Below are 22,685 nucleotides of genomic sequence, written 5' to 3'. Positions count from 1 at the left end.
GCCCCTAGGCGGTGCGGTGTCGGAAGAGGAGGCGCTGGAGGCCGCTCAGCAGCAGGTCGAGGACGACGGCGACGGCGGCGACGAGGACCGCGCCGCCCAGCACCTGCACGAGGTCGCGCTGGGCGAGGCCGTCGAAGACGTAGCGGCCGAGGCCGCCGAAGGAGACGTACGCGGCGATGGTCGCCGTGGCGACGACCTGGATGAGGGCGAGCCGCAGGCCCGTCATGATCAGCGGGAGCGCGAGGGGCAGCTCCACCTGGAGCAGGACCTGGTGGCCGCGCATGCCCTGGCCGCGCGCCGCGTCCTTCACGTCCGGGTCGACGGCCTTCATGCCCGCGTAGGTGTTGGTGACGATCGCGGGGACGGCGAGGGCGACGAGCGCGACGTACACCGGCCACATGGACAGTCCGCTGACCAGGAAGACCAGCACGACGAGGCCGACGGTCGGCAGGGCCCGCCCGAAGGAGGCCAGGTTGATCGCGACGAAGGCGCCCCGGCCCGTGTGGCCGATCAGCAGACCGATCGGGAGGCCGATCGCGGCGGCGACGAGGGTGGCGAGCAGGGAGTACTGGAGGTGCTCGGCGAGGCGGTGGGCGATCCCGTCCGGGCCGGTCCACTGGTCGCCGCCGGTCAGCCACGCGCCCAGGTTCTCGAAGAGTTCGTACATGTCAGGCTCGCCGCCTCTGCCAGGGAGTGAGGACGTACTGGAGGGCGACCAGCAGCGCGTCCGCGACGACCGCGAGGAGGATCGTGAGGACCACGCCCGCGATCACCGGGGTCGGGAAGTCGCGCTGGAAGCCGTCGGTGAAGAGCTGGCCGAGGCCGCCGTCGCCGATGTAGGTGGCGACCGAGACCAGCGAGATCGACATGACGGTCGCGATCCTGACCCCCGCCATGATCACGGGGAGCGCGAGCGGGAACTCCACGGTGAGGAGCGTGCGCAGGGGGCGCGTGCCCATCGCCTTGGCCGCCTCCTTGGTCTTCGCGGGCACCGAGTCGAGGCCCTCGACGGTGTTCCGCAGCAGGACGACCAGGGTGTAGACGGTCAGGCCGATGACGGTGGTGGTGCGGGTCAGCCCGCTGACCGGCAGCAGCAGCACGAAGATCGCGATGGACGGGATGGTGAACAGGACGTTCGAGAGCCCGAGGAGGAACCCGCGCAGTGGGCGGATCCGGTGGGCGACCACGGCGAGCGGCAGCGAGATCAGCAGGCCGAGGAGGACGGCCGTGAGGGCGGCCTGGAGGTGGGAGATCGTGAGGGCGGTCAGGTCGTCGGTGTGTCCGGAGATCCAGGACCAGTCGATGGTCATGCGGCCACCCGGGCTTCCGCGTGCGCCCGGCCGGCCCGCTCGTGGATGTCGTCGCGGGAGGTGACGCCGGTGAGGGCGCCGTCCGTGTCGACGCGGGCGACCAGGCCGGTGGGGGAGGCGACGGACTCGTTGAGCGCCGACAGCAGCGAGTCGGTGTCCTTCAGCGGCCGTACGGGGACCTCGGCGTCCTTGGAGGCCCAGTGCAGCGGCCTGCGCGCCGCGTCGAGGACGAGGGTCCAGGCGCCGCCCTCCGGGGCCGGGCCCTGGGGGAGGTCCGCGAGGGTCTTCAGCGAGAGCAGCTTCAGACCGCGCTCGGCGCCGAGGAAGTCGGCCACGAAGTCGTCGGCCGGGCGGGCGAGCAGTTCTGCGGGCTCGGCGCACTGCACCAGATGGCCGCCGGTGCGGAAGACGGCGATGCGGTCGCCGAGCCGTACGGCCTCGTCGATGTCGTGCGTGACGAAGACGATCGTCTTGTTCAGCTCTTTCTGGAGCCGCAGCAGTTCGTCCTGGAGCTGGGTGCGCACCACCGGGTCGACCGCGCCGAACGGCTCGTCCATGAGGAGCACCGGGGGGTCGGCGGCGAGCGCGCGGGCCACGCCGACCCGCTGCTGCTGGCCGCCGGAGAGCTGGTGCGGGTAGCGGCGGCCGGCGTCGGTGGAGAGGCCGACCGTCTCGAGGAGTTCGGCGGCGCGGGCGCGGGCCCGGCGGCGGCCGTGGCCCAGCAGCAGCGGCACGGTGGCGATGTTGTCGAGCACCGTGCGGTGCGGGAAGAGCCCGGCCTGCTGGATGACGTACCCGATGGAACGCCGCAGCTCGGCCGCGTCCTGACGGGTGACGTCCCTGCCGCCGACGCGGATGGTGCCGGAGGTCGGTTCCACCATGCGGTTGACCATCCGCAGGGTGGTGGTCTTGCCGCAGCCGGAGGACCCGACCAGGACGGTCACGCCGCCCTCCGGCATCTCCAGGGTGAGGTCGTGGACTGCTGTCGTGCCGTTGGGGAAGCGCTTGTGGACCGCGTCGAACTGGATCATGAGATGTCCCTTGCCCGGCTGTATAACGTCATGCAGAGTTCTTGGTAGCTGAATAACTTGTCAACGGTTCGGTGTTAATCCGCTGTAACGGATGACCGGAAGGCAAGATCGAGTGTCCGTATTGAGGAGGATTTGAGGGTGATGTCGTCTCGAATCGTGGACACCTCCGGTGTCGCGCACAGCGGCCTCGTCGTGCTCGACGGAGTCGCCCTCGGCGTCCAGGACGTCGTCCGCCTCGCCGACGGCACCGCGCGGCCGGTCCCCGGGACCGACGCGATGCGGCGGATGACGGAGGTCTGGGACGCCGCCCGGCAGATCGCCGCGACCGGACGCGTCTACGGCCGCTCCACCGGCGTGGGCGCCAACCGCAACGAGGACGTGCCCACCGAGGAGGCCGCGGGCCACGGACTGCGGCTGCTGCGCAGCCATGCCGGCGCCATCGGCGAGGAACTCCCCGCCCGGCAGGTCCGCGCCCTGCTCGCCGTCCGCGCCAACCAGCTCCTCGCCGGCGGCGCCGGACTGCGCCCCGGCGTCGTCACCGCCCTGTGCGAGGCCCTGGAGAGCGGCGCACACCCCGTCGTCAACGAGTTCGGATCCGTGGGCACCGGAGACCTGGCGGCGCTGGCCCAGGTGGGCCTGGCGCTGGCCGGTGAGCACCCCTGGCGCGGCGACGGCGCCCCCGAGCCCCAGTCGCTCGACAACAACGACGCCCTCGCCCTCATCAGCAGCAACGCCCTCACCCTCGGCCAGTCCGCCCTCGCCCTGCACGAGCTGCGCGGGCTCATCGAGGCCACCCAGGTGGTCGCCGCCCTCTCCCTGCTGGCCGTGGACGGCTCGCACGAGGCCTACGCCGCCCCCGTGCACGCCGCCCGCCCGCACCGCGGCTCCACCGAGGTCGCCCGCCGGATGCGGGAGCTGATCGGCGCCGAGGACCGGCCCGCCCCTCCGCTCGGCCGGATCCAGGACCCGTACGGCTTCCGCTGCCTGCCCCAGATCCACGGCCCCGCGCACGACGCCGCCGACGCCCTGGAGGAGGTCCTCGGCATCGAGATCAACGCCGCCGCCGAGAATCCCCTCATCTCCCCCGAGGACCTGACCGCCTACCACCACGGCGGCTTCTACCAGGCCCAACTCGCCCTCGCCCTGGACCACTTCAGGCTCTCGCTGACCCAGGTCGCCCGGCTGTCCACCTCCCGGCTCTCCACCCTCAACGAGCCCGCCTACACCCGGCTGCGCCCCTTCCTCGCCGACGACCGGCCGGCCTCCTCCGGCGTGATGATCCTGGAGTACGCCGCCGGAGCCGCCCTCGGTGACCTGCGGGCCTTCTCCGCCCCCGCGTCGCTCGGCCACGCTGTACTCTCCCGGGGCGTCGAGGAACAGGCCAGTTTCGCCTCGCTCGCCGCCCGGCAGACACTGCGCGCCTGTGGCGCGTACCGTCTCGTGGTCGGCTGCGAACTCGTCGCCGCCGTACGGGCGCTGCGCCAGCGGGAGCTCCGGCCCGAGCCGGGGGTTCCGGCCGGGCGGGCGCTGGAGCTCGCCGAGGCGGTGCTCGACGCGGACCAGGCCGACCGGCCGCTCACGGACGACGTGGGCGCGGCGGCCCGGCTGCTGGACCGGTTCACGGAGATCTGGAGGGGGAGCGGGGCATGAGCGCGGAGACCGACATGGGCGGCACGGGGGCGGCGGACACACCCGCCGGACGGCTGCAGGCGCTCTTCGAGGGGCACCGGCTGACGCCGACCCAGCGGCGCATCGCCCACAGCATGGTGCGCCGCGCCGCCGACGTGCCCTTCCTCTCCAGCGTCGAACTGGCCGAGCTGGCCGGGGTCAGCCAGCCCTCCGTGACCCGGTTCGCCGTCGCCCTCGGCTTCGACGGCTACCCCGCCCTGCGCAAGCACCTGCGCGAGGTCGCCCCCGCCGAACAGCCGGCCGGCTCGGCCTCGTACAACGAGTACCAGCAGGCCGTCGAGGCCGAGATCGAGAACCTGCGGCACCTCGCCGAACTCCTCGCCGACCCGCGCCCGGTGCACCGGGCCGGCCGGCTGCTCGCCGCCTCCCGGCCCCTTCCGGTGCTGGGCCTGCGGGCCGCCGCCTCCCAGGCGTACGGCTTCGCGTACTTCGCCGCCAAGGTCCACCCCGACGTACGGCTGCTCAACGAGGGCGGCACGATGATCCAGGACCGGATCGACGCCGCCGTACGGGCCGGCGCCACCGCGCTGCTCTGCTTCGCGCTGCCCCGGCATCCGCGCGAGGTCCTGGACACGCTGACCTACGCGAAGCAGGCCGGGCTGACCGTCGTCACCGTCGCCGACTCCGCGTTCGCCCCGGTCGCCAAGGTCTCCGACCTGCTGCTGCCCGCCGCCGTCGGCACCGGGCTCGCCTTCGACACGGCGTGCGCGCCGATGCTGCTGGGCCGGGTCCTGCTGGAGGCGATGTGCGACGACCTGCCCGAAGCGCAGGCCCGCCTGGAGGAGTTCGACGCGCGGGCGGCGGCACGCGGGCTGTTCGTCGAGTAGACCCCCGAATCTTCGGGGGACGCCGCTCTCAGACTCGTCTCACGTTCGCTCCCTACTCTGAACGGCCAACGACAACTGTGCCGGAGTGACGAGGAGGCGGACGTGGCACGCGGAGGTCAGGGGCTGGCCCGGGTGGCCGTCGTCGTACGGGCCGGGGCCGCACCGCTGTGGTGGTGCGGAGTGTTCACGGCGGGGGTCGGCGTGCTGCCGCCCGGACTCACCGGCCGCCGGATCGGGGTCATGGCCGGGGCCGCCCTGTTCCTCATGGCGGCGGCCGTGGTGGCGCTGTACGGCCGCAAGCGCTACATCAAGCTCGCGGGCGGTGCCGCCCGGGCCGGCAAGCACGATGTGCTCCAGGACCGGGCGGTCACCGTCCGCACCTGGCGACGCGGCCACCGCTGGTGGCTGCTGCTCGCCTTCGCGGCCGGGCTGGGCGGTTCCTTCGCCGTGCCCGCCGCCGTCGGCATGCTGCTCGCCGGCTGCGGCACCGGGCTCCGGCTGAAGGCCGCCTGGCTCGGGCGGCGCGAGCGGGCCGGGGACGCGCTGCTGTGGGTGCGCGTCGACTGGCTCGGCCGGTACGGCGGCCGTCCGGCCGGAAAGACCGTCAAGGCGTACCGCAGCACCGGCATCGGAGCGGGCGACGCGGCCCCGGGCGGGGCCCGCCGCCACGCAGAGACGTACGCGTAGTCAGACCTCCAGGTCCTCCTCGATCTTCCGCAGCTGGTGGCGGGCCATCGCGAGGTTGGCCCGCTTGGCGTCCAGGACGAGGTACAGGAAGAGCCCGTTGCCGCCGCGCCCGCTGATCAGACGGATCAGGTGGTACTGGTCGGACAGCGTGATCAGGATGTCCTCGATCTGGGCCTTCAACCCGAGGTGCTCCATGGTGCGCATCTTGGCGCGCACCACGTCGGTGTTGCCGGCGGCGGCCACGTTGAGGTCGAAGGTCTTGCTGCCGCCCAGCGTGCCCAGCGCCATACCGCTGGTGTAGTCGACGAGCGCGGCGGCCGACGCGCCCTCGATGGTGGCGAGCGCCTCTTTCAGTGCGGTTTCGGTGTTGGCCATGACGTGTTCCTCGGTTCCTCTCGACTTTCCGTGGTGGTGCGCGCGTCCGTGGTGGTGTCGCGCGCCGATCTGGTCCATAGGGGGGCGGCGGTGGGCCTGGCCGGCGTCCGCACGGGCGGCTGAGCCGGCGGCTTCGCGGGCAGCGCCTTCGGCTCGCGGGCCCGCGCCTCGCGCGCCTTCGCCTCGTACGCGTCGACGAGCTCCCCGATCCGGGCCCCGGCCCGGCGGCCCTCCAGGTGCAGCCGCCCGACGTTGACGCGGTCCTGCGCGAGCACCGTCAGCACGGCGTGGCCGCCCGCCGCGTACGTCGCGACATAGCCGTACCGCCCGCGCACCAGCAGCTCGCGCAGATCGCCCTGGCCGGTGCTGTCCGTCAGCCGTACGGCGACCCCGAGGGCGGCGGCGGTCAGCGCGGCCACCCCCTCCGGCTCCACGCCGGGCGTGTCGTGGGCGAGGACGAGGCCGTCCACCCCGGCCGCCAGCGCGCCGGTCAGCTGCGGCAGCCGGGCCCGCAGTCGGCGGAGCTCGTCGAGGATCTCGGGCCCGGCGGCCATCAGCTCGCTCCTCCCGTCGCGCGGTCGCTGCCGCTCAAAGGGCCTCCAGCGCATCTCTGAGCCTCTTCAGCAAGGTGATGTCGGGGTCGTTGACACGGGGCAGGGAGGCGGCGGGCGGGGGGTTGGCGGTGGGCGGCGCCCCGGCGGTACCGGACGCGTCCGTCCCGGCGGGGGCGCCCGCCGCCCACGGCTCTCCCGGCGCCCCGGCCGCTCCCTGCGCTCCGGTCGGGACGGACGGCGGTGGCGGCGGTGGCGGCGGCGGGAACAGTGCGGTCAGCAGGCCCGCCGCGGCCAGCCGACGGACGTCCACCAGGGTGTGGAACGCCTGCCGGCCCAGCTCCCGGGCGATGTCCGACGCCGTGCGCACCCCGTCCACCAGCGCCAGTACGGCGCGCTGCCGCGCGGTCGGCGCCGGTGCGGCGAACGCCTCGGCCCGCACCAGCGGCGCCCCGTCGGGCAGCGGGTCCGGCCACAACCGGTCCAGCAGCTCACGGCGGCGCAGCGTCTCGCGCTCCAGCGAACCCACCGGCACCGGCCGCAGCCCGCCGAGGGGATGCCCCGCGCCGTAGCGGAACCGGCCCGGGGTGCTGCTGGGGGCGAGCACGAAGTACGCCGCGTCGTACAGCGCCGCCAGATGGCACAGCTCCAGCGCGCCGCGCGGGATCCGGTCGGCGTCCAGGAGCAGCCGCAGCGCGCCGTGCTCCGCGTCGGCCCGCTCCAGCGCCTGCCGCCAGGAGGCGTCGTCGAGGGTGCCGTGGGTCAGGAGGAGCACGTCGAGGCCCGGGGCGAGGGGGCTCTCGGCGTGCACCACACGGCCCTCGGCGAGGTAGAGCGAGCCGCGCTCGCGCTCCAGGACGCCGGTGGCCCGGTCGGCGGCGAGCCGGGTCAGCATCGGCGACAGCCCGCCTCCCGCGTCCCGGGCCGTCGATCTCTCCCGCACGGGCAGCCGGGGCGGCGGGGTCGTGTTCTGCGGTGTCGTCCCCACGAGCGTCATCCCAGCACCAGCCGTCCGGCCATCTCGCCCAGCCGGATCCGGGCCAGCGCGAGATTGCCGTCCGACCGGCCCAGCCACACATGCAGGAAGACACTGCTGTCGAAGGACGTCGGTACGAACCGCAGCAGGTGGTAACTGTCCCGGTTGCTGATGATCAGGTCCTCCACCGGGGGCTCGGCCGCCCCCTCCGCGTCGCCCTCGCGAGCGGCGTCGTAGCCCTCGGGGGTGAACGTCCGCTGCTCGGCCGTGAGCCGCGCGACCTCGGCGGCCTCGGCCGCGGCCGCCTCGTGGTCGCCGCCCGGGAACTCCCCGACGGCGCCCAGCGCCAGCCCACTGGTCCAGTCGACCAGCGCTGCTCCCCGGGCCCCGGGCAGCCGCATGGCCTCCAGTAGGCACTCGTCGATTCCGGGCACCGTTCGGCTCCCCTCCCGCCCGCGGTTCGGATGAGTGAGGGAGACGCTACGCAACGTATGCGCTACGGGTGAGGGATCTGGCATTTTCCAGCGGAACATGCGGCCGACTGGCTAACGTGGGTCGGCTGGCCCCGTTTGGGAGCGGGACGTCCCATGCGTCCCTATCAACACCCTGACCACGGTTTGCGTCAACGGCGTGCGTGCCTGTCGGGGTGGTGAGCGCGACGCCGTGCGCCCGTCCTTCGCCTCACGTGCCTCCTCTCCTTCGCTTCACCCCTCCCCTGGCGGGTGCAGTCGTCGTGCGGATGTATTGACTAGTTCTATTCAGAGGTCCAGGATGTGAATAGAGAGAGCAACAGTCCGTCGGGACGAACCGTCCGCAAGGAGGCAGACCATGTCAGGACCCCGCCCCGTACGAGCGTCGCGCGGTACGGAACTCAGCGCCCTGGGATGGCAGCAGGAAGCCGCACTGCGGATGCTGCAGAACAACCTCGACCCCGAGGTCGCCGAACACCCCGACAAGCTCGTCGTCTACGGCGGCACCGGCAAGGCGGCCCGCGACTGGCGCTCCTTCGACGCCATGGTGCGCACCCTGAAGGGGCTGAAGCAGGACGAGACGATGCTCGTCCAGTCCGGCCGCCCCGTCGGCGTCATGCAGACCCACGAGTGGGCCCCGCGAGTCCTCATCGCCAACTCCAACCTCGTCGGCGACTGGGCCAACTGGGAGGAGTTCCGCCGCCTGGAGGCCCTCGGCCTGACCATGTACGGCCAGATGACCGCCGGTTCCTGGATCTACATCGGCACCCAGGGCATCCTCCAGGGCACCTACGAGACCTTCTCCGCCGTCGCCGCGAAGAAGTTCGGCGGCACCCTCGCCGGAACCATCACCCTCACCGCCGGCCTCGGCGGCATGGGCGGCGCCCAGCCCCTCGCCGTCACCATGAACGACGGTGTCGCGCTCTGCATCGACTGCGACCCGCGCGCCATCGACCGCCGCATCGAGCACCGCTACCTGGACGTCAGGGCCGACTCCCTCGACCACGCCCTCCAGCTGGCTGTCGAGGCCCGTGACGCCCGCCGCCCGCTGTCCATCGGCGTCCTCGGCAACGCCGCCGAGCTGGTCCCGCAGCTCCTCGCGATGGGCGCCCCCATCGACATCGTCACCGACCAGACCTCGGCCCACGACCCGCTGGCGTACCTGCCGGTCGGGGTGGCCTTCGAGGACATGGCGGACGCCGCCGCCAAGGACCCGGCGGGCTTCACCACCCGCGCCCGTGAGTCGATGGCCCGCCATGTCGAGGCCATGGTCGGCTTCATGGACGCCGGCGCCGAGGTGTTCGACTACGGCAACTCGATCCGCGGCGAGGCCCAGCTCGCCGGCTACGACCGGGCGTTCGCCTTCCCCGGCTTCGTCCCCGCCTACATCCGCCCCCTGTTCTGCGAGGGCAAGGGCCCCTTCCGCTGGGCGGCCCTGTCCGGCGACCCCGCCGACATCGCCAAGACCGACAAGGCGATCCTCGACCTCTTCCCCGAGAACGAGTCCCTGGCCCGCTGGATCAAGATGGCGGGGGAGCGGGTCCACTTCCAGGGCCTGCCCGCCCGGATCTGCTGGCTCGGCTACGGCGAGCGCGACAAGGCCGGCGAGCGCTTCAACGACATGGTCGCGAGCGGCGAGCTGGCCGCCCCGCTGGCCATCGGCCGCGACCACCTCGACAGCGGCTCCGTCGCCTCCCCCTACCGGGAGACCGAGGCCATGCTCGACGGCTCCGACGCGATCGCCGACTGGCCGCTGCTCAACGCCATGGTCAACGTGGCCTCCGGCGCCTCCTGGGTCTCCCTCCACCACGGCGGCGGCGTCGGCATGGGCCGCTCCATCCACGCCGGCCAGGTCACCGTCGCCGACGGCACCAAGCTCGGCGGCGAGAAGATCCGCCGCGTCCTGACCAACGACCCCGGCATGGGCGTCATCCGCCACGTCGACGCCGGCTATGACATCGCCGAGACCGCCGCCGACGAACGCGGCGTGCGGGTGCCGATGCGCGAGGGTGACGACGCGTGACGTTCCACAGCATGTGGGCGGAGTTGCTGCCCGTCGGCCGTGACTCCGCCTCCCGCGGCTACCGCCGTTTCGCCTGGACCGCCGCCGACGCCGACTGCCGGGCCTGGTTTCAGGAGCAGGCCGCCGCGCGCGGTCTGGCCTACGAGGTGGACCGCAACGGCAACCAGTGGGCATGGCTCGGCGACCCGGCCGCCGGGGACGCCGTCGTCACCGGCTCGCACCTCGACTCCGTGCCGGACGGCGGCGCCTTCGACGGGCCGCTCGGAGTGGTGTCGTCCTTCGCCGCGCTCGACGAACTGCGCGCCAGGGACGCCGACTTCGCCAAGCCGCTCGCCGTCGTCAACTTCGGCGACGAGGAGGGCGCCCGCTTCGGTCTCGCCTGCGTCGGCTCCCGCCTCACCGCCGGAGCGCTCACCGTGGAGCAGGCGCACCGCCTCACCGACGGCGACGGGATCACCCTCCCGCAGGCCATGGAGGCCGCCGGCCACGACCCCGAGGCCATCGGCCCCGACCCGGAGCGGCTGGCCCGCATCGGCGCGTTCGTCGAACTCCACGTCGAGCAGGGCCGCGCGCTGGACCTGTCCGGCGACCGGGTCGGCATCGCCAGCGCCATCTGGCCGCACGGCCGCTGGCGGTTCGACTTCCGCGGCGAGGCCAACCACGCCGGCACCACCCGTCTCGTCGACCGCCGCGACCCCATGCTGTCCTACGCCGAGACGGTCCTCGCCGCCCGCCGCGAGGCCGAACTCGCCGGTGCCGTCGCCACCTTCGGCAAGATCTCCGTCGAGCCGAACGGCGTCAACGCCGTCCCCTCCCTGGTGCGCGGCTGGCTCGACTCCCGCGCCGAGGACCAGGCCACCCTCGACACCGTGGTGAGCGGGGTGGAGAAGGCCGCCCGCGTGTACGCCGCCGCCCACGGCGTCGACCTCGACGTGGTCCGCGAGTCCTTCACCCCCGTCGTCGAGTTCGACCACGCCCTGCGCGACGAACTCTCACGCATCCTGGGCCGGGACACCGACCTCAAGGTCCCCGTCCTCGGCACGGGCGCCGGACACGACGCCGGGATCCTCTCCGGACGCGTCCCGACCGCCATGCTGTTCGTGCGCAACCCCACGGGTGTCTCGCACTCCCCGGCCGAGTTCGCCGCCGAGGACGACTGCGTGGCCGGGGTGCACGCCCTCGCCGACGTACTGGAAGGACTGGCCTGCAGGTGACCTCCACGCAGCGGACACGGACCTACTGGCTGGAGCACGCCTGGCTCGACCCGCAGGTGGAGCCGGGCGTCGCCCTCGATGTCACGGACGGCCGGATCGCCGCCGTCCGCACGGGCGTCGACTCCCCGCCCCCGGGCGCCGAGATCCTGCGCGGCCTCACCCTCCCCGGCCTGGCGAACGCCCACTCGCACGCCTTCCACCGCGCCCTGCGCGGCACCGTCCAGGTCGGCTCCGGCACCTTCTGGACCTGGCGCGAGACCATGTACTCCGTCGCGGACCGGCTGACCCCCGACACCTACCACGCCCTGGCCCGCGCGGTGTACGCCGAGATGGCGCTGGCCGGGATCACGGCCGTGGGCGAGTTCCACTATCTGCACCACGCCCCCGGCGGCACCCCCTACGCCGACCCCAACGCGATGGGCGAGGCCCTGATCGAGGCCGCCGCCGACGCCGGTATCCGTATCACCCTCCTCGACACCGCCTACCTTTCCTCCGGCTTCGGACAGCCCCCCAACACCCACCAGCTCCGCTTCTCCGACGGGAGCGCGGACGCCTGGGCCGAACGCTGTTCACTTCTCAAGGAACGGGATCACGCACGGATCGGGGCCGCGATCCACTCCGTACGGGCCGTGCCCGCCGAGCAGCTGGCGACCGTGGCGGCCTGGGCCGGGGAGCGCGGCGCGCCGCTGCACGTCCACCTCTCCGAGCAGACCGCCGAGAACGAGGCCTGCCACGAGGTCCACGGCTGCACCCCGACCCAGCTCCTAGCCCTGCACGGGGTCCTGGGCCCCCGCACCACCGGCGTCCACAACACCCACCTCACCGCCGAGGACATCTCCCTCCTCGGCGGCAGCGGCACCGGCACCTGTATGTGCCCGACCACCGAGCGGGACCTCGCGGACGGCATCGGCCCGGCCGTCGCCCTCCAGAACGAGGGCTCACCGCTCTCCCTCGGCTCCGACAGCCACGCCGTCATCGACCTCCTGGAGGAGGCCCGCGCGATGGAGCTGAACGAACGCCTGCGCAGCCGCACCCGCGGTCACTGGACGGCGGCCGCCCTGCTGCGCGCAGCCTCCGCCGACGGCCACGCGGCCCTCGGCCGCCCGGACGCGGGCACCCTGGAGGCCGGCGCCCCCGCCGACTTCACGACGATCGCCCTCGACTCCGTCAGGACAGCGGGCCCGCTGCCCCGGCTCGGCGCCGAGACCGCCGTATTCGCGGCGACCGCGGCGGACGTACGGCACACGGTCGTCGCGGGCCGGCACGTCGTACGCGACGGGGCCCACACACTCGTACCGGATGTGCCGCAGGCGCTGGCGCGGGCCGTCGAAGCCCTGCGCGCGTGACCCCCAGGCCCGCCCCTGCCCCCGCACCCGCCCCCGTCAGCCCCGAGGACACGACGATGAGCAGCAGCACCGTCATCACCAACATCGCCACGCTGGTCACCAACGACCCCTCCCTGGGTGACGGCTCTCCCCTCGGTCTGGTCCGGGACGCGGCCGTCGTCATCGAGGGCGACCGCGTCGTGTGGACCGGTGACTCAAGCAAAGCACCCGCCACTGACAATCGGGTCGACGCCGACGGCCGGGCGGCCCTCCCCGGCTTCGTCGACTCCCACTCCCACCTGGTCTTCGCGGGCGACCGCACGGAGGAGTTCAACGCCCGCATGTCCGGCCGCGGCTACACGGCGGGCGGCATCCGTACGACGGTCGCCGCGACCCGGGCCGCGAGCGACGAGGAACTCGAGGCGAACCTCACCCGTTACCTCTCCGAGGCCCTCCACCAGGGCACGACCACGTTCGAGACCAAGTCGGGCTACGGACTGACGGTCGCCGACGAGGCCCGCGCCCTGCGCATCGCCGCACAGCACACCGACGAGGTCACCTACCTCGGCGCCCACATCGTCTCCCCGGACCACGCCGAGGACCCGGCCGCGTACGTCGCCCTGGTCACCGGCGAGATGCTGGACGCCTGCGCCCCGTACGCCCGCTGGATCGACGTCTTCTGCGAGAAGGGCGCCTTCGACGGCGACCAGGCCCGCGCGATCCTCACCGCCGGCAAGGCGAAGGGGCTGCACCCCCGCATCCACGCCAACCAGCTCTCCCACGGCCCCGGCGTCCAGCTCGCCGTCGAACTCGACGCGGCGAGCGCCGACCACTGCACCCACCTCACGGACGCGGACGTGGACGCCCTCGCCGGCGGAAACACCGTCGCCACGCTCCTCCCGGGCGCCGAGTTCTCCACCCGCGCCGAGTGGCCGAACGCCCGCCGCCTCCTGGACGCGGGCGTCACGGTGGCCCTGTCGACGGACTGCAACCCGGGCTCCTCCTTCACCTCCTCCGTCCCCTTCTGCATCGCCCTGGCCGTCCGGGACATGGGCATGACCCCGGACGAGGCGGTCTGGTCGTCGACGGCGGGCGGAGCGGCGGCCCTCCGCCGCACGGACGTGGGCCGCCTCACCCCGGGCGCCCACGCCGACCTGACGCTCCTCGACGCCCCGAGCCACGTCCACCTGGCCTACCGGCCGGGGGTGCCGCTGGTGTCGGGGGTGTGGAAGAGGGGGGTGCGGGTGGTCTGAGGGGGGCCTTCATGGCGGGCCCTCAGAGCGAATCGGTCCGTATGGCGCGCAGCAGGTGGGCGAGAGGGGTGCGGGTGGTGGTGAGGACGGTTGCGGGGGTGTCGGATTCGCGGAGGTGGAGGGTGGTGGGGGGCGGGTAGGCGGCGAGTTCGACACAGGTGTTGCCTTCTCCGCCGTCGGAGAAAGACGACTTCTGCCAGCGCATTGTGTGGTCCATGGGATGCCTCACAACTCCTTTGTCAGACTGTGGATGAAATCCCGTGACGCCAGAGGGTCCAGCGTTGCCTTCTTCACCTTATGGAAGAGTGTTCGAAGCTGGGCCAGTTGGGGTTCGGTGTCGATGAACGCGGTGCCCGTGGGGGTATCCCTCAAGCAGGTGTCCAGCAGGGGCAACGGGCCGCCCATGTACATCATCGAGGCCCCGGCGCCGGCGAACCCGTCCTGATCAATGGGGATGACGCGAAGGGTCGTATGCCCCTGCTCGATCTGCTCCAGGATCCATCGGAGTTGAGTCAGTGAGGTCTGGCGGTCGGCCACTCGGACCTTGAGCGCGAACTCGTGAACGATCGTTTCGTACGGCTTTGGGTTGGCGCCTTCGATGACGACGCGTCGCCGCATTCGGTGTTCCACCCGGGACTCCACCTCGCTCTCAGGCAACTCCGGGCGCATGTAGCGGAAGATCGTTCGCGCGTAGTCAGATGTCTGGAGTAACCCGGGAACGTGCGTGATGACGACCTCGTGCAGGAACGCTGCGTGGTGCTCCGCCTCCGCCACGTCCAGGTTCACCTGAGGCAGGACTCCCCGATAGTCGTTCCACCAGCCGCGTGTGCGATCCCCTGACATGGCTGCCAGTGCATTGATCAACGGCTCGTCTGCGCAGGCGTAGTGGGCCGCAAGGCGACGGATGCGCTCCGCGCTGACGGCTGCGATTCCCGCCTCGATCTGACTCATCTGGACCGAGGTCGAGTTCAGGAACGCTGCCACCTCGCGGGCCTTCAGTCCTGCCGCCTCGCGCAGTTTGCGTAGCTCCGCTCCCAAGCGCATCTGCCGCGCGGTGGGGTGGATCCTCGGTGCCATGCGCTCCCCAACGTCCTTGTTGTCGTGCCTCTTTCGGGTGCCAGATTACGGCAGCAGATTGCGCAGGAATAATTTGCTGCCCTACCGTCGGTGACGCAAGCATTACGTAACGGAAGCGCACCGCTCCGTCCTGTCATGACGGCTGCGGCACTGCCACCGCCCCTCGAACCCCTTCACCCGATCGGAGCTGCCCCATGCCCGAAATCGCCCCCGCCCCCACTCCCGACTCCTGGGAGTGCTCCCTTTACATCCCCACCGACCCCAGATCGGTCACGGTCTCCCGTCACACGCTCCGCCTGATCCTCACCCTCCACGATCTCGCCCACCTCACCGAGACCGCCGAGCTTCTCGCCTCCGAGCTGGTTTCCAACGCCGTCCTGCACACCAAGGGGCCTGCCTGCCTGCGGATCCGTCACCGCGACGGTGTGCTGCAGATCGGTGCCTGGGACGCCGACCCCGCACCTCCCGAGCCCCCGGGTGACTTCACCGAGCTCGCCGACGCCGAGAGCGGGCGCGGTTTCGCCCTCGTACGGTCCTGCTCCGACCTGTGGGGATGGCAGCCGCTCTCCCGGCTCGGACTGCGCGGCAAGCTGGTGTGGTGCGAACTTCCCGCGGCGTAGCTCGCGGTGCTCGCGCAGTTCGTCGATTCGTGCCTGGCAGACCCCCGGGCCCGGCAGATGTGGAGGGACATGATGACGGCGATGCAGTACTTCTGGCGGCACCCGTTCGCCGAGGAAGGCCGGGAGGAAGGCCGCGCGGAAGGGCGGGAGGAGGGCCGGGCCCAGGAGCGGGCCGAGACCATTGTGCGGATGCTCGGCTGGCGTGAGATCGATGTTACCGACGAGGTTCGTGAGCGGGTCCTCGCTTCCGGCGACCTCGATGAGCTGGGGACGTGGCTCGACCGGTCGTACCAAGTCACCGACGCGTACGACCTCTTCCGCGAAGATTCCTGACACACCACGGCGGGCGGGTCACCGCGCCCCCGCCCGCCACCGCTGATCCCCACCCCCGTCCAGCGGCTCCAGCGACACCCCGCCGCCCGCGTCCGCCGTCAGCCCCGTCAGGATCGCGATCCGCGGGCGGATCGTCCCGTCGGTGTCCACGGTGAAGCGGAGGTTGTCGCCGTTGTCGCCCTCCACCGAGGCGCACTGCCAGACGCCGACCCCCTTGTCCACGGACCCCCGGCTGTCCAGGCAGAAGTCGGTGTCGGCGGCCGACTGGAGCACTCCTCGGTCCGCGTCCACCCGCCAACGCTGGCTCGGCGAGGACGTACAGGGCACGGTCACCACATCCGTCCCGTTGCCGAAGTCGCCCGCCACCTCCAGGCAGCGGCCCGTGGCGACATTCACGACCTGGGCGTACGTCCCACCCGGCGCCCGCGTCGGAGAGGGGGACGGGGTCGGCTTCGGCGACGGGCTGGTGCGCGAAGGGGACGGAGTCGCGCTCGGCGTCGGGGACTCGGTGCTCGGTGTGGGGGTGGGTGCCGGCACCGACACCGTCGCTGTCACCGTCACCTGAGGGGCCGTCGACGGGGCTGCCGCCGCCGCGACCGTCGGGACTCCCGGGTCGTCCGAGGGCATCAGGACCAGCCAGAGGGGTACCAGGGCCACCCCTGCCACCACCGACGCCAGGATCAGAGGGCGCGGAAACCGCCGTATCGGCTTCCCTGCCGTCGCCGCTGCCACCCCCGCCGGCTCCCGCTCCTCCCTCACGTACGCCGTCCCGCCCCACGGCAACAACCCCTCCGCCAGCGCCGTGCGCGGCGCGTCCCGGAGTGCGCGCTGCTCCTCGTACGCCGTCGCGCAGTGCGGGCAGTGCGCCCGGTGGGCCTCCAGGTCGGGGCTGCGACGGGCGCCCTCCGGGCGTACGGCCTCCTCGATCAGCCGCCGGAAGTCCCCGCAGCGCGGGTCGTCGGAAGCGGCGAGGCGCAGGCGGAGAGCCGCCCCGGCCAGGGAGTGCAGGGCGGGGGCTGTTCCGTAGATCACGTCCTGGGGCGTCAGGCCGAGGAGTACGGCGATGCGCGCCGGTGTCTCGCGCTCCACCACCGCGTACCAGATCAGGCCCTGCGCGCGGGGCGGGAGGGAGTGGAAGGCGGCCAGCAGGGGCGGGACCGGGCCGTCGGGGGCCGGAGTCGTGTTGAGGACCAGGAACAGGCCCGCGTCCAGGCCGCTCGCCCGGTCGTCCGCTGCCCAGTCCGCCGCCACCCGCCCCACCTGCAGCAGGAGCAGGTGCCGCCAGGCGCCGCCCGGCTCGCTGCCGCGCGCGGTGGCGCGGGCCGTGAGGGTGAACGCCTCCGCCGCCAGCCGGCGCGTGGCCGGTTCGCTGGTGGTGCAGAGGCGGGCGTAGGCCAGGACGGAGGGTTCGTGGCGGGCGCGCAGGGCGCGCAGCGCCGGGTAGGCACGGGCGGGCGCACCGCGCAGCAGGTCGGTCAGACGGGCGTCGGAATCCCCCGAATCACCGGAAGCATCGGCATTGCCGGAGGCATGGGAGTCGCCGGAAGCCCGGGAGTCACCTGGAGCGGTGGGATCCTCGCCGCTCTCACCATCCGCACGGACCACGGTCCCCGCCTCCTCGCCGTTGCTGACGTACCGGTCAGTCTGGGGTGGGGGTGACCTTAGTGGCGAGAGGGGTGCCGTGGGGAGGTTTCCGGAGGTAACGGGATGGGACTACGAGAGGTTCGCCGAGGCCCACGTCTTCGCGGCTTCGTGGAACGCGCCCACCCATCGCCGTACGTTCAGCTGAAGGGGCTCCGAACTCCCGATCGGTCTGGCCCTGTTTCCGGCCAGGGCCGTTATCTCAGCCAGCTTCCCCGCCTGCGCGAGGCGTTTCAGGGCGCTGTCGTAGGGTGCTCTGCCGGAAGGATCGTAGTAAGCGCCGGACAGGACGAGCACCACCGACTCGGGCGGCAACGTGGCCAACAGCGCGTCGACGAGATGACCGTGCCGCACGGTGTCCGAGACCGCCAACGTGGGGATGGGTTGCATTCCCCAGGCAATCTGCTTCGCGATCACCGAGCACAACAACGCCGAAGTCCTGCGGAGCTTGAACGCCCACAACTCACCCACGATCTTGAGCATGCTGCTGGGAAGGCCGTTCCGGACACACTCGCGGAAGTGCGCTTCAAGACGAGAGTCGGGAGGGTCAAGCTGGGACAGGATCAACGCGGTGTGGACCGGGTCAGCCGAAATGATCAAATGCCGGATGATGTTTTCGGCGGGAGCCCCGTCGCTCGTCGAGTAGAAGTACGCGATGTCCTGTGGGACGAGACTGTCACACACCTCCGCGACCAGATGATCCAAGCCTTCCTGGGGCTGGAGTCCTGCGGCGAACGCGGTGACCTCGTCGATGCCCCGTGTCCGCACGACTTGTTCCAGGAGCCTTCGGCGCAGGTGCAGCAGATCCCGACCACTGAGCCATCGTACGAGTTGCTTCAGTTCGTCGACCGGCCTTTCCAGCGCCGCTTCCGTCAGCTCACGCCCCACGCTCCGGTAGTCCGCGGCCTCCAGTTCGAGCTGTTCCGTCAGCACCGCGACGGGTAGCCGAACCCCCACCCCCTCACCATCCCGTTGTGCCAGCTCCTCCTCGAGGTCCAGAACTCGTGCCTCCAGTTCCTCACACCGCCGCTCCGCATTTCCTCGCAGGTCGGCGAGCCGGTCGAGTTCGGCCTTCAACTCGGCGATCTGCTGCTCCAGCCGCTCCCGCCCACCCTCCTCTGCGCCGCCCTGCATCCGATCCGCCACCCAGTCCTGCCGGAGCTGTTCCAACTCCCCTCGCAGCGAGCGAACCTGGGCCTCCTTCTTGTCCAGCAGATCGTGTAACGCCTCCTGGTGGCGGGCCAATACCTCCACCTTCCGCTGCGACCGCTCCCTCTCCGCTCGCAGCGACTCCAGTTCATGGGCGTCCGGGTCGACGACCTTCAGAGCGCTCAGCCGCAGCTCCACGAGGCGGGACCTGACCTGGTCCGTCACCGGCGTTCTCCGTCGTGTCTCCACCTCCCGGAGCAGCCGGTCGACGAAGTCCTGCGGCGCGATCCGGCGGCCCCGGAGGTAGCGGGAGACGGCCGACTTGTCCATGGAGATGCGGACGGCGTACGCGTTCTGCGAGAGTTCCAGCGTGTTGAACAGGGCGGTCAACGCGTTGCCCAGGGCGGCAACCTCCGGGATTCCGCCACGCTCCACTTCGGACGAACTCCGAGGTACGGGCGCCGTTTCGGTCACCTGGACTCCCTAGGTCGGTTGACGTGCGGTCGGCAACCGGTGCCGCTGTCGCAACACGGCGGACACCACCGACGGTGAACGGCAGATCCCCGTCCCGTTCTGAAGGGAAACTCCGCCATGTCATCGTCGCCGTCGTGGTCCGCCATGGTCGCCGGCGCTCGCTGGGCACAGCGCGCCCTGATCGTGCTCTTTGCGCTCGTACCCCTGCTGATCGTCACGCTGGCGTCCGTGCCGTCTCTGGTCCTGCTGCCGTTCTTTCCCCACGCAAGCGTCCGCGCCCGGGCGATCGTGCAGCAGCTGATCGCCTGGACGCGGACGGCGCTGGTGTCCAGCAGGAACAGGTGACCTCGCAGGAGGAGCGGCCCCGGTCCTGCCTCAGCCTCACGGGGTCACTCCTTCAGATGGCCTACTCCTCGACCGTCAGCCCCTCCCGCAGCCGCACCAGCGTCCGCGACAGCAGCCGTGACACATGCATCTGTGAGATGCCCAGTTCCTCGCCGATCTCCGACTGGGTCATGCCCGCCACGAAGCGGAGGGAGAGGATCTGGCGTTCGCGCGGCGGGAGTTCGGCGATCAGGGGTTTCAACGACTCGACGTACTCGATGCCTTCGAGACCGTGGTCCTCGTAACCGATGCGGTCGGCGAGGGCGCCCTCCGCGTCGTCCTCGTCCGGCTGGGCGTCCAGGGAGGAGGCGGTGTAGGCGTTGGCGGCCGCCATGCCCTCCACCACCTCGTCGTTGGTGAGGTCCAGGCGCTCCGCCAACTCCGCCACCGTCGGCGCCCGGTCCAGCTTCTGGGCGAGTTCGTCGCCCGCCTTGGCCAGGTCGAGCCGCAGTTCCTGGAGCCGGCGCGGGACGCGCACGGACCACGACGTGTCACGGAAGAACCGTTTGATCTCACCGACGATGGTCGGCATCGCGAAGGTGGGGAACTCGACGCCCCGGGACAGCTCGAACCGGTCGATCGCCTTGATCAGGCCGATCGTGCCGACCTGGACGATGTCCTCCATCGGTTCGCTGCGCGAGCGGAAGCGGGAAGCGGCGAACTTCACGAGCGCGAGGTTCAGTTCGACGAGGGTGTTGCGGACGTACGCATACGCGTGCGTGCCCTCCTCGAGTGACTCCAGCCGCTCGAACAGCGTCCTGGACAACGCCCGCGCGTCGACGGCGCCGATCTGTCCGAACTCCTCGTACGGGGGAATCCCGGGGAGTTCCGCGATGGGATCCAGATGGTCCTGAACCGGTGGGGGTGTCGACGTCGCAGTCGGGGTACGCGATGCGTCGAGCCGGGGTGACATGATGTCCTCCATCGTTCTCGGCATAAGGCTGCCGAAGCCAGTGAGCGCACTACGGTGTGCGGCGCCTCCAAAGCCGGCCGTGTCGGTTGCGTGTTCCTTACTAGCCCTACCGGCTGCACTGAGCCATCCGCAAGTGCGAATTGGTGGCTTATGTCCGTTTGTGTGTGATTGTTTGGGTGTTGGAGCACGTGACGAAGGCGTAGTGTGCGAGGGCGGCCGACGGGGAATCCAGCAGGCTGTCGGCAGGCGATCGCAGGCCATCACCAAGCAGTGAGCGAACCCGGGAGAGAGACGCATGGACCGCGGGACGGTCGGCAGCGCACAGTCGGGCCGGCTTCTGGTCGAGGTGCGGGAAGAGGGCTCCAGTGCCGTCGTGACTCCGGCGGGTGAGTTGGACCACCACACCGCCGATCTGTTGCGTGAACCACTCGAGGACTGCCTCTCCAGGGGGTTCAGCAGGCTGGTCGTGGACTGCTCACGGCTGGAGTTCTGCGACTCCACCGGGCTGAACGTCCTGCTCGGCGCCCGACTGAAGGCGGAGGCGGCCGGGGGCGGGGTCCATCTGGCGGGGATGCAGCCCGTGGTGGCCCGGGTCTTCGAGATCACCGGAGCGGACGCGGTCTTCACCGTGCACGACAGCCTCGCGGCGGCACTCGCCGACGAGGACGGCTGAGACGGCCGGGTGCGGCGCTCCGATCGGGGCCCGGTACGACGCTCCCGTTGCGGCCGGACACGGCCGGCGCGGCCCCGGGCGGCCGGAGATCGCCGCCGCGCCCGGTGCGAGGCGAACGGGGGGTGTTCCCCCGGTTCCGCCGGGCAGGAGACATCCTGGACCTGAACATGTCGGCGGCACGGTCGACGGAAACGCCGACGCGCCACGTACTGAACTCCGTACGGCACTCTGTGCTGAAGTGAATGTTGAATGTTGCATTGTGAACCGGTGAATCGGTGAGGTGAAGCGCTGATGAGCACCACCCGGCCCTACTCGCCGGGCGACCGCGGTCCGGAGCAGGAGCCGGAGGCCGGCGGCGCTTCCGGAGGCTCGGCGGGGCGCCAGGTCCGCGGGCTGAGCTTCGACGGCGTCAGCGGGGTCGTCCCGGCGGCCCGCGACTTCGCCCGGCAGGCGCTGTACGCGTGGGGCTGGCTGCCCGCGGCCACCGCCGACCAGCGGGCCGCCGCCGAGGACGTGCTGCTCGTCGTCTCCGAGCTGGTCACCAACGCCTGTCTGCACGCCGAGGGGCCGGAGCGGATGGTCCTGGGCTGCGACAAGAAGGTGATCCGCGTCGAGGTCTCCGACCGGGGCGCGGGTCAGCCGGCCCCGCGCACCCCGCACCGCTCGGGACGCCCCGGCGGGCACGGCATGTTCATCGTCCAGCGGCTCTGCCTGGACTGGGGCGTCGTCCGCACGCCGGGCCTGGCCGGCAAGACGGTCTGGGCGGAACTGGGCGCCCCGTCCTGACGTCGACGCCGACGCCACGGACGGCCGGCCCGTGCGCAGGGCCTTTGCGGGGTGGGTGGTCCTGCCCCCCGAACCCCGCACGCCCACCCCCGAACCCCTCACGCCCACCCCCGGATCCCCACAACTCCGGCCCTCCCCTTCTCTTCCCTCCTCAACCTGCCCGGCGTACCTTGACGGCTCGATCTGATGGCTCGTCAGGAAATGGCCGGCAGGCGACTGGCAGGAATGAGGGGACCGTGTCGAACCGGAAGCGAAGCGCCGCGCTCGCGACTGCCGCGGCCCTGGCCGGGGCGGCGGTCTGGGCGTCCGCCCCCGTGGCCATGGCCGAGGTCGTCGACGTCAACTACTCCTGCAAGACGCCCATCGGCGACAAGAGCGCGGTCTCGCCGATCGACATCAAGGGCGTCAAGAGCGGCAGCGGCTACAAGATCACCATGTCCTGGCAGAAGGGCGTCTCCTCCAGCCCGGTGGAGCTCGGCGCGGGCTCGATGGAACCCAGCGCCACCATCAAGCTGGGCGGAGCGGACAGCGGCACGATGACCGTCACCGGCGCCGCCAACCAGGCCGCGATCCCCGAGAACACCCCCATCAAGATCAACGATCTGAGCGGCACGTACACCCCGGAGAAGACCGGCAAGGTCACCTTCACGGCCGCGGTCCTCACCATCAAGGCGCTCGGTACGACCACCACCTGCACGCCCACCAACAGCCCCGGCCCCTCCCTCACCCTCGACGTGACGGCGTCGGGCGGCGGCAGTGGGGACGAGCTTCCGCAGACCGGGCCCGAGGACTCGGCGATCGCCCTCGGCACGTTCGGCGGAACCGTGCTGCTCGCGGGCGCGGCCGGCGTCCTGTGGCTGACCCGGCGCCGACAGCAGCCCAGCTGACCGCCGCCACGCCCACC

General features: G+C 71.8%; 25 protein-coding genes. 13 read left to right on the top strand and 12 right to left on the bottom strand.

What is annotated here, in order from left to right; translation table 11 throughout:
- Positions 1–4 precede the first annotated feature (4 nt).
- From ABZ464_RS02495 to ABZ464_RS02485, 3 genes are read right to left on the bottom strand one after another with little or no spacing between them, the layout of a single operon-like run.
- On the bottom strand, positions 5–667 hold the full coding sequence (locus tag ABZ464_RS02495) for an ABC transporter permease (protein ID WP_359269787.1): 663 nt from the start codon (positions 665–667) through the stop codon (positions 5–7).
- A gap of 1 nt (position 668) precedes the next feature.
- Entirely contained in the window at positions 669–1,310 is a 642-nt protein-coding gene (locus tag ABZ464_RS02490) for an ABC transporter permease (RefSeq protein ID WP_359269784.1), read from the bottom strand.
- Positions 1,307–2,341, bottom strand: a complete 1,035-nt coding sequence (locus tag ABZ464_RS02485) for an ABC transporter ATP-binding protein (RefSeq protein ID WP_359269782.1) — start codon at positions 2,339–2,341, stop codon at positions 1,307–1,309. The genes ABZ464_RS02490 and ABZ464_RS02485 overlap by 4 nt, the downstream gene beginning before the upstream one ends.
- Positions 2,342–2,482: 141 nt before the next feature.
- Here ABZ464_RS02485 and ABZ464_RS02480 point away from each other — a divergent pair, with 141 nt between their 5' ends.
- The 3 genes from ABZ464_RS02480 to ABZ464_RS02470 all read left to right on the top strand — a co-directional run bounded on the left by ABZ464_RS02480 (position 2,483) and on the right by ABZ464_RS02470 (position 5,544).
- Positions 2,483–3,991 (top strand): aromatic amino acid ammonia-lyase, encoded by a 1,509-nt coding sequence (locus tag ABZ464_RS02480; protein WP_359269779.1) that lies wholly within the window; start codon positions 2,483–2,485, stop codon positions 3,989–3,991.
- The gene (locus ABZ464_RS02475; RefSeq protein WP_359269776.1) at positions 3,988–4,857 is read left to right on the top strand and encodes a MurR/RpiR family transcriptional regulator; all 870 of its coding nucleotides are present in this window, start codon (positions 3,988–3,990) and stop codon (positions 4,855–4,857) included. The genes ABZ464_RS02480 and ABZ464_RS02475 overlap by 4 nt, the downstream gene beginning before the upstream one ends.
- Positions 4,858–4,959: 102 nt before the next feature.
- Positions 4,960–5,544: a hypothetical protein gene (locus ABZ464_RS02470; protein ID WP_359269773.1), complete on the top strand. Its 585-nt coding sequence runs from the start codon at positions 4,960–4,962 to the stop codon at positions 5,542–5,544.
- Here the strand turns inward: ABZ464_RS02470 and ABZ464_RS02465 are convergent, their stop codons facing one another.
- Genes ABZ464_RS02465 through ABZ464_RS02450 form a run of 4 tightly spaced genes read right to left on the bottom strand, consistent with a single transcriptional unit; the run spans position 5,545 to position 7,880 of the window.
- A complete protein-coding gene (locus ABZ464_RS02465) occupies positions 5,545–5,919 on the bottom strand; it encodes a hypothetical protein (RefSeq protein ID WP_059203185.1) in 375 nt (124 codons plus the stop codon).
- Positions 5,895–6,473 (bottom strand): roadblock/LC7 domain-containing protein, encoded by a 579-nt coding sequence (locus ABZ464_RS02460; RefSeq protein WP_359269770.1) that lies wholly within the window; start codon positions 6,471–6,473, stop codon positions 5,895–5,897. Before ABZ464_RS02460 ends, ABZ464_RS02465 begins: the two co-directional genes overlap by 25 nt.
- A 34-nt stretch (positions 6,474–6,507) precedes the next feature.
- Complete coding sequence (locus ABZ464_RS02455; RefSeq protein WP_359269767.1) at positions 6,508–7,467, bottom strand: transcriptional regulator; 960 nt, start codon at positions 7,465–7,467, stop codon at positions 6,508–6,510.
- The gene (locus ABZ464_RS02450; protein WP_359269765.1) at positions 7,464–7,880 is read right to left on the bottom strand and encodes a hypothetical protein; all 417 of its coding nucleotides are present in this window, start codon (positions 7,878–7,880) and stop codon (positions 7,464–7,466) included. Before ABZ464_RS02450 ends, ABZ464_RS02455 begins: the two co-directional genes overlap by 4 nt.
- 394 nt (positions 7,881–8,274) lie before the next feature.
- On the opposite strand from ABZ464_RS02450, the gene hutU reads away from it, so the two are divergent.
- Genes hutU through hutI form a run of 4 tightly spaced genes read left to right on the top strand, consistent with a single transcriptional unit; the run spans position 8,275 to position 13,731 of the window.
- Positions 8,275–9,939, top strand: a complete 1,665-nt coding sequence (gene hutU, locus ABZ464_RS02445) for a urocanate hydratase (RefSeq protein ID WP_359269762.1) — start codon at positions 8,275–8,277, stop codon at positions 9,937–9,939.
- Positions 9,936–11,153 (top strand): allantoate amidohydrolase, encoded by a 1,218-nt coding sequence (locus tag ABZ464_RS02440; protein ID WP_359269759.1) that lies wholly within the window; start codon positions 9,936–9,938, stop codon positions 11,151–11,153. The genes hutU and ABZ464_RS02440 overlap by 4 nt, the downstream gene beginning before the upstream one ends.
- Entirely contained in the window at positions 11,150–12,499 is a 1,350-nt protein-coding gene (locus tag ABZ464_RS02435; protein WP_359269756.1) for a formimidoylglutamate deiminase, read from the top strand. Before ABZ464_RS02440 ends, ABZ464_RS02435 begins: the two co-directional genes overlap by 4 nt.
- Before the next feature lie 56 nt (positions 12,500–12,555).
- The gene (hutI, locus tag ABZ464_RS02430; protein ID WP_359269752.1) at positions 12,556–13,731 is read left to right on the top strand and encodes an imidazolonepropionase; all 1,176 of its coding nucleotides are present in this window, start codon (positions 12,556–12,558) and stop codon (positions 13,729–13,731) included.
- Between the two features lie 22 nt (positions 13,732–13,753).
- On the opposite strand, the gene ABZ464_RS02425 is transcribed toward hutI, so the two are convergent.
- Positions 13,754–13,948 carry a DUF397 domain-containing protein gene (locus ABZ464_RS02425; RefSeq protein ID WP_359269750.1) on the bottom strand — a complete coding sequence of 65 codons (195 nt, stop codon included), beginning with the start codon at positions 13,946–13,948 and terminating at the stop codon, positions 13,754–13,756.
- An 8-nt stretch (positions 13,949–13,956) separates the two neighbouring features.
- Positions 13,957–14,808 carry a helix-turn-helix transcriptional regulator gene (locus tag ABZ464_RS02420; protein ID WP_359269747.1) on the bottom strand — a complete coding sequence of 284 codons (852 nt, stop codon included), beginning with the start codon at positions 14,806–14,808 and terminating at the stop codon, positions 13,957–13,959.
- A 194-nt stretch (positions 14,809–15,002) separates the two neighbouring features.
- On the opposite strand from ABZ464_RS02420, the gene ABZ464_RS02415 reads away from it, so the two are divergent.
- Together ABZ464_RS02415 and ABZ464_RS02410 are read left to right on the top strand one after the other, a co-directional pair.
- Positions 15,003–15,428: an ATP-binding protein gene (locus ABZ464_RS02415; protein WP_359269743.1), complete on the top strand. Its 426-nt coding sequence runs from the start codon at positions 15,003–15,005 to the stop codon at positions 15,426–15,428.
- Positions 15,429–15,509: 81 nt separating this feature from the next.
- Entirely contained in the window at positions 15,510–15,761 is a 252-nt protein-coding gene (locus ABZ464_RS02410; protein WP_359269740.1) for a hypothetical protein, read from the top strand.
- Between the two features lie 18 nt (positions 15,762–15,779).
- On the opposite strand, the gene ABZ464_RS02405 is transcribed toward ABZ464_RS02410, so the two are convergent.
- Both ABZ464_RS02405 and ABZ464_RS02400 read right to left on the bottom strand, forming a co-directional pair.
- The gene (locus ABZ464_RS02405) at positions 15,780–17,240 is read right to left on the bottom strand and encodes an RICIN domain-containing protein (RefSeq protein ID WP_359270645.1); all 1,461 of its coding nucleotides are present in this window, start codon (positions 17,238–17,240) and stop codon (positions 15,780–15,782) included.
- Between the two features lie 234 nt (positions 17,241–17,474).
- Positions 17,475–19,025 (bottom strand): hypothetical protein, encoded by a 1,551-nt coding sequence (locus tag ABZ464_RS02400; RefSeq protein ID WP_359269737.1) that lies wholly within the window; start codon positions 19,023–19,025, stop codon positions 17,475–17,477.
- 117 nt (positions 19,026–19,142) lie between these two features.
- Between ABZ464_RS02400 and ABZ464_RS02395 the strand changes: the two genes are divergently transcribed.
- Entirely contained in the window at positions 19,143–19,370 is a 228-nt protein-coding gene (locus ABZ464_RS02395; RefSeq protein ID WP_359269734.1) for a hypothetical protein, read from the top strand.
- Positions 19,371–19,431: 61 nt separating this feature from the next.
- Here the strand turns inward: ABZ464_RS02395 and ABZ464_RS02390 are convergent, their stop codons facing one another.
- Positions 19,432–20,322, bottom strand: a complete 891-nt coding sequence (locus ABZ464_RS02390; protein ID WP_359269731.1) for an RNA polymerase sigma factor SigF — start codon at positions 20,320–20,322, stop codon at positions 19,432–19,434.
- 295 nt (positions 20,323–20,617) lie between these two features.
- On the opposite strand from ABZ464_RS02390, the gene ABZ464_RS02385 reads away from it, so the two are divergent.
- The 3 genes from ABZ464_RS02385 (at position 20,618) to ABZ464_RS02375 (ending at position 22,668) form a co-directional block, all read left to right on the top strand.
- On the top strand, positions 20,618–20,995 hold the full coding sequence (locus ABZ464_RS02385) for an STAS domain-containing protein (RefSeq protein ID WP_359269728.1): 378 nt from the start codon (positions 20,618–20,620) through the stop codon (positions 20,993–20,995).
- Between the two features lie 291 nt (positions 20,996–21,286).
- On the top strand, positions 21,287–21,781 hold the full coding sequence (locus ABZ464_RS02380; RefSeq protein WP_359269726.1) for an ATP-binding protein: 495 nt from the start codon (positions 21,287–21,289) through the stop codon (positions 21,779–21,781).
- 236 nt (positions 21,782–22,017) lie between these two features.
- Positions 22,018–22,668 (top strand): LPXTG cell wall anchor domain-containing protein, encoded by a 651-nt coding sequence (locus ABZ464_RS02375; protein ID WP_359269724.1) that lies wholly within the window; start codon positions 22,018–22,020, stop codon positions 22,666–22,668.
- Positions 22,669–22,685: the final 17 nt, after the last annotated feature.

It is taken from the genome of Streptomyces sp. NPDC005820, from assembly GCF_040630255.1.
In the GTDB taxonomy this organism is placed as follows: Bacteria; Actinomycetota; Actinomycetes; order Streptomycetales; family Streptomycetaceae; genus Streptomyces.
This window is presented reverse-complemented; position numbering and strand designations above follow the sequence as displayed.

Excerpts from the sequence above, each read along its gene's own strand:
- ABZ464_RS02415 (WP_359269743.1), top strand. The coding sequence starts at position 15,003 with ATGCCCGAAATCGCCCCCGCCCCCACTCCCGACTCCTGGGAGTGCTCC.
- ABZ464_RS02380 (WP_359269726.1), top strand. The coding sequence starts at position 21,287 with ATGAGCACCACCCGGCCCTACTCGCCGGGCGACCGCGGTCCGGAGCAG.
- ABZ464_RS02490 (WP_359269784.1), bottom strand. The coding sequence starts at position 1,310 with ATGACCATCGACTGGTCCTGGATCTCCGGACACACCGACGACCTGACC.
- ABZ464_RS02420 (WP_359269747.1), bottom strand. The coding sequence starts at position 14,808 with ATGGCACCGAGGATCCACCCCACCGCGCGGCAGATGCGCTTGGGAGCG.
- ABZ464_RS02465 (WP_059203185.1), bottom strand. The coding sequence starts at position 5,919 with ATGGCCAACACCGAAACCGCACTGAAAGAGGCGCTCGCCACCATCGAG.
- ABZ464_RS02475 (WP_359269776.1), top strand. The coding sequence starts at position 3,988 with ATGAGCGCGGAGACCGACATGGGCGGCACGGGGGCGGCGGACACACCC.
- ABZ464_RS02495 (WP_359269787.1), bottom strand. The coding sequence starts at position 667 with ATGTACGAACTCTTCGAGAACCTGGGCGCGTGGCTGACCGGCGGCGAC.
- hutI (WP_359269752.1), top strand. The coding sequence starts at position 12,556 with ATGAGCAGCAGCACCGTCATCACCAACATCGCCACGCTGGTCACCAAC.
- ABZ464_RS02410 (WP_359269740.1), top strand. The coding sequence starts at position 15,510 with ATGCAGTACTTCTGGCGGCACCCGTTCGCCGAGGAAGGCCGGGAGGAA.
- ABZ464_RS02385 (WP_359269728.1), top strand. The coding sequence starts at position 20,618 with ATGGACCGCGGGACGGTCGGCAGCGCACAGTCGGGCCGGCTTCTGGTC.
- hutU (WP_359269762.1), top strand. The coding sequence starts at position 8,275 with ATGTCAGGACCCCGCCCCGTACGAGCGTCGCGCGGTACGGAACTCAGC.
- ABZ464_RS02395 (WP_359269734.1), top strand. The coding sequence starts at position 19,143 with ATGTCATCGTCGCCGTCGTGGTCCGCCATGGTCGCCGGCGCTCGCTGG.
- ABZ464_RS02460 (WP_359269770.1), bottom strand. The coding sequence starts at position 6,473 with ATGGCCGCCGGGCCCGAGATCCTCGACGAGCTCCGCCGACTGCGGGCC.
- ABZ464_RS02425 (WP_359269750.1), bottom strand. The coding sequence starts at position 13,948 with ATGGACCACACAATGCGCTGGCAGAAGTCGTCTTTCTCCGACGGCGGA.
- ABZ464_RS02485 (WP_359269782.1), bottom strand. The coding sequence starts at position 2,341 with ATGATCCAGTTCGACGCGGTCCACAAGCGCTTCCCCAACGGCACGACA.
- ABZ464_RS02455 (WP_359269767.1), bottom strand. The coding sequence starts at position 7,467 with ATGACGCTCGTGGGGACGACACCGCAGAACACGACCCCGCCGCCCCGG.
- ABZ464_RS02480 (WP_359269779.1), top strand. The coding sequence starts at position 2,483 with ATGTCGTCTCGAATCGTGGACACCTCCGGTGTCGCGCACAGCGGCCTC.
- ABZ464_RS02390 (WP_359269731.1), bottom strand. The coding sequence starts at position 20,322 with ATGTCACCCCGGCTCGACGCATCGCGTACCCCGACTGCGACGTCGACA.